Raw genomic sequence first — 3,536 nt, 5'->3', positions numbered from 1 at the left:
CGGCGGGGACCGCCGATCTCCTGCTTGGCGACCGCCGAGACCTCCGGCAGCACCTTCATGACGTCGTCGAGAAGGTCCGCGACGCCGCGGCCGTGGATGGCCGAGACGGGGTACGGCTGGCCGAGTCCGAGGGCCCACAGGGCTGCGGCCTCGGGCTCGTGACGCTGGTCGTCGATCTTGTTGGCGACGAGGAAGACCGGCTTGCCGCTCTTTCGCAGCAGCTTCACCACATGCTCGTCGGTCGAGGTGGCGCCCACCATCGCGTCGACGACGAACAGCACCACGTCGGCGAGGTCGATCGCGACCTCGGCCTGTGCTGCCACCGAGCGGTCGATGCCACGCGCGTCGGGCTCCCAGCCACCGGTGTCCACCAGCGAGAACCGGCGGTCCATCCACTCGGCCTTGTAGGTGACGCGGTCGCGGGTCACACCGGGGGTGTCCTCAACGACGGCCTCGCGGCGTCCGAGGATGCGGTTGACCAGCGCGGACTTGCCGACGTTGGGGCGGCCGACGATCGCGACCACCGGCAGCGCCGGGGTGTACTCGATGCCGTCATCGCCCTGCGCCGCACCGGCGAGCAGGCCGGCGTCTTCGTCGTCGAGCTCATAGTCCGACAGCGAGGCGCGCAGGGTCGCTGCACGCTGCTCGGCGAGGTGCTCGTCCATGTCGGCGAGCTTCTCGGCCAGGTTGTCCGGGCCGCCTTCGTATTCTTCTTCAGCGCTCATGGTGCGCTCCCGTCTCTGCGTGGACGACGTCGAGTACGGCATCCACAGTCTGTTCGAAATTCAATGCGGTCGAATCGACCACCGTCACGCCGGGGGCGGCGGTGAGGAAGTCCACGACCTTGGAGTCGGCGGCGTCGCGACGGTGCAGGGCGTCGGCGACGGCCGTGGCATCCTGCGTCGTGATCTCGGCGCTGCGGCGCGCGGCGCGCACCTCGGGCGCGGCGGTGAGGAGAATCCGCACCGGCGCATCGGGGGTCACCACCGTGGTGATGTCCCTGCCCTCGACGATGACGCCGGCAAGGCCCGACGTCGCCACCAGCGCACGGAACATGGCGTTGACGGCCTCGCGCACCGCCGGGACCCGCGCAACGCCGCTCACAGCGTCCGACACGCGGGGCTCACGGATGGCGTCGGTCACGTCCGTGGCGCCGACCCTCACCCAGTAGTCGTCGGGGTCGAGCGAGATCGCGAAGTCGAAGTCGCCCGCGACCTCGAGCACCGCGACGGCGTCGGAGGTGTCGACACCGTGCGACAGCGCGTGCCAGGCCAGCGCCCGGTAGGCGGCGCCGGTGTCGAGGTAGCCGTACGACAGCCGCCGGGCGGCCTGCTTCGAGACGCTGGACTTGCCGCTGCCGGCCGGGCCGTCGATCGCTACGACGATGGGGCCGCCGGTCGGAGCAGAGCCGTGGGAGGTGTCAGTCATTGGTGCTCGCAATCTTCCAGCCCCGCGCCGTCAGACCATCGACGGTCCGTCGCACCGCGGCGGGGACGACACTGACTTCCGCCAGGCCGAACTGTGCGCCGGGCGAATGCTCCAGGCGCAGGTCCTCGACGTTCACGTCGAGGACGCCGAGGTCGCCGAAGAGGCGCCCCAGCTGGCCGGGACGGTCGTCGACCATCACCACGACGGGCTCGAAACGGCGGTTCTGGCCGTGCTTGCCGGGGAGGCGCTCGACGCCGTCGTTTCCGCGGCGGATGGTCTCAGCCACGTCGCGGCGGGCCCCGGGAACCTCGGGTTCGCGCAGCGCCGCCGACACGGCCGTGAGGTCAGCGGCCAGCGCGTCGAGAACGTCGACCACCGGGGCGGCGTTGGCGCCGAGGATCTGCACCCAGAGTTCGGGGGCGGATGCCGCGATGCGCGTGGTGTCCCGCACTCCCTGTCCGGCAAGGCGCAGCGAGCCCTCTGGCGCGTCGACGAAGCGGCCGGCCAAGAGGCTCGCCACCAGCTGCGGCACATGGGAGGTGAGCGCCACGGCCTGATCGTGCTCCTCGGGGCTCATCTCGATCGGCATGGCGCCGAGGTCCAGCGCGAGACCCTCGACCAGCGCCAAGTCGCCTGGCCGGGTCTCGCCGTCGCGGCAGACGACCCACGGGCGGCCGACGAAGATGTCGGCGCGGGCGGCGATGGCGCCGCCCCGCTCGCGGCCGGCCAGCGGGTGCGAGCCGATGTAGCGGGTGAGGTCCACGCCGCGCTCTCGCAGCCGCCGGAGCGGCTCGAGCTTGACGCTGGCGACATCGGTGACGACGGCCTGCGGATAGGCGGCCAGCTCACGCTCGATGACGTCGGCGGTGACGTCGGGCGGCACCGCCACGACGACGAGCACGGGCGCATCATCGGCGCGCGCGGCACGGCCGGCGCCGTAGTCGATGGCCAGGCGCAGCTGTGCCGGGGATGTGTCGTCGAGCACGACGTCCACCCCGCGGGCGCGCAGCGCGTGGCCGATGCTCGAACCCAGCAGCCCGGCACCCACGATGCGGACGGGGCCCTGCACGCGCGCAGCGAGCGGCCCCGTCGTCGAATCGGTCACTGGCTCTCCTGGTCACCCGGCGACGGCTCTTCCGTCGCGGCGCGCGCCAAAGTGAGCAGCGCGCCGCGTTCCACTGTAGTCAACTCACGTGCCCGCCCAGCCGGGAGACTTCCCAGGTGCAGCGGCCCGAACTGGCGTCGGACGAGTTCGACGACGGGGTGGCCGACCTCGCTCATCATGCGCCGCACGATGCGGTTGCGGCCGGAGTGCAGGGTGAGCTCGACCAGACTCGTCTCGCCCGATGTGTCCAGCAGTCGGGCCTTGTCGGCGGCGATGGGGCCGTCCTCCAGCTCGATGCCCTTGGTCAACCGGCTGATCGTCTGTGCGGTGACCCGGCCGGACACCTTGGCGATGTACACCTTGTTCACCCCGAACGACGGGTGGGCGAGCACGTGCGCGAGGTCGCCGTCGTTGGTGAGCACCAGCAGCCCGGAGGTCTCGGCATCCAGGCGTCCGACGTTGTAGAGCCGCTCCGGCCAGTCCTTCGTGTACTGGCGCAGGTCGGGACGGCCGTTCTCGTCCTTCATGGTGCTGACGACGCCGGTGGGCTTGTTGAGCATGACATAGCGCTTGGACTGGTCGAGCTGGATGACGGTGCCATCCACGTCGATGAGATCGCGCTCGGGGTCGACGCGCGACCCGAGCTCGGTGACGACCTGGCCGTTCACCCGCACGCGCCCCTCGACGATGAGATTCTCGGACACCCGCCTCGAAGCGACACCCGCGTTCGCGAGCGCCTTCTGCAGCCGTACACCCTCGGTGTCCATCGTCTTTTCTCCTTCTGATCGTCGGGGATTGTCGTGCTCGGTCATCGCAGGCCTTCCACATCGAACCCGTCGGAGCCGTCGTCCAGCAGGGGCGAGATGTGGGGAAGCTCGTCGAGGGAGTTGATGCCCAGGTTGACCAGCAGCGCGTCGGTCGTGCCGTAGTTGATCGCCCCGGTCTCGGGGTCGGTGAACAGTTCGGTGATGAGCCCGCGCGCCACGAGCGTGCGCACCACCGA

5 protein-coding genes are annotated in these 3,536 nt (G+C 70.6%); all 5 read right to left on the bottom strand.

Features of this window, described 5'->3' with window-relative positions; genetic code table 11:
• A partial coding sequence (locus tag NQ160_RS20795) for a GTPase (protein WP_257516988.1) occupies nt 1–725 on the bottom strand: 725 nt, incomplete at its 3' end.
• Nucleotides 715–1,428: a (d)CMP kinase gene (cmk, locus tag NQ160_RS20790; RefSeq protein ID WP_257516987.1), complete on the bottom strand. Its 714-nt coding sequence runs from the start codon at nt 1,426–1,428 to the stop codon at nt 715–717. The genes cmk and NQ160_RS20795, both read right to left, overlap by 11 nt.
• A complete protein-coding gene (locus NQ160_RS20785) occupies nt 1,421–2,533 on the bottom strand; it encodes a prephenate dehydrogenase (RefSeq protein WP_257516986.1) in 1,113 nt (370 codons plus the stop codon). Before NQ160_RS20785 ends, cmk begins: the two co-directional genes overlap by 8 nt.
• Nucleotides 2,530–3,300 (bottom strand): pseudouridine synthase, encoded by a 771-nt coding sequence (locus tag NQ160_RS20780; RefSeq protein WP_257516985.1) that lies wholly within the window; start codon nt 3,298–3,300, stop codon nt 2,530–2,532. Before NQ160_RS20780 ends, NQ160_RS20785 begins: the two co-directional genes overlap by 4 nt.
• A 41-nt stretch (nt 3,301–3,341) precedes the next feature.
• On the bottom strand, nt 3,342–3,536 hold a 195-nt coding region (locus NQ160_RS20775), incomplete at its 5' end, for an SMC-Scp complex subunit ScpB (RefSeq protein ID WP_257516984.1).

Source organism: Microbacterium sp. zg.Y909, assembly GCF_024626565.1.
Note: the sequence above shows the minus strand (reverse complement) of the source record. Positions and strands in the feature narration are given on the sequence as shown.

Excerpts from the sequence above, each read along its gene's own strand:
- NQ160_RS20780 (WP_257516985.1), bottom strand. The coding sequence starts at position 3,300 with ATGGACACCGAGGGTGTACGGCTGCAGAAGGCGCTCGCGAACGCGGGT.
- cmk (WP_257516987.1), bottom strand. The coding sequence starts at position 1,428 with ATGACTGACACCTCCCACGGCTCTGCTCCGACCGGCGGCCCCATCGTC.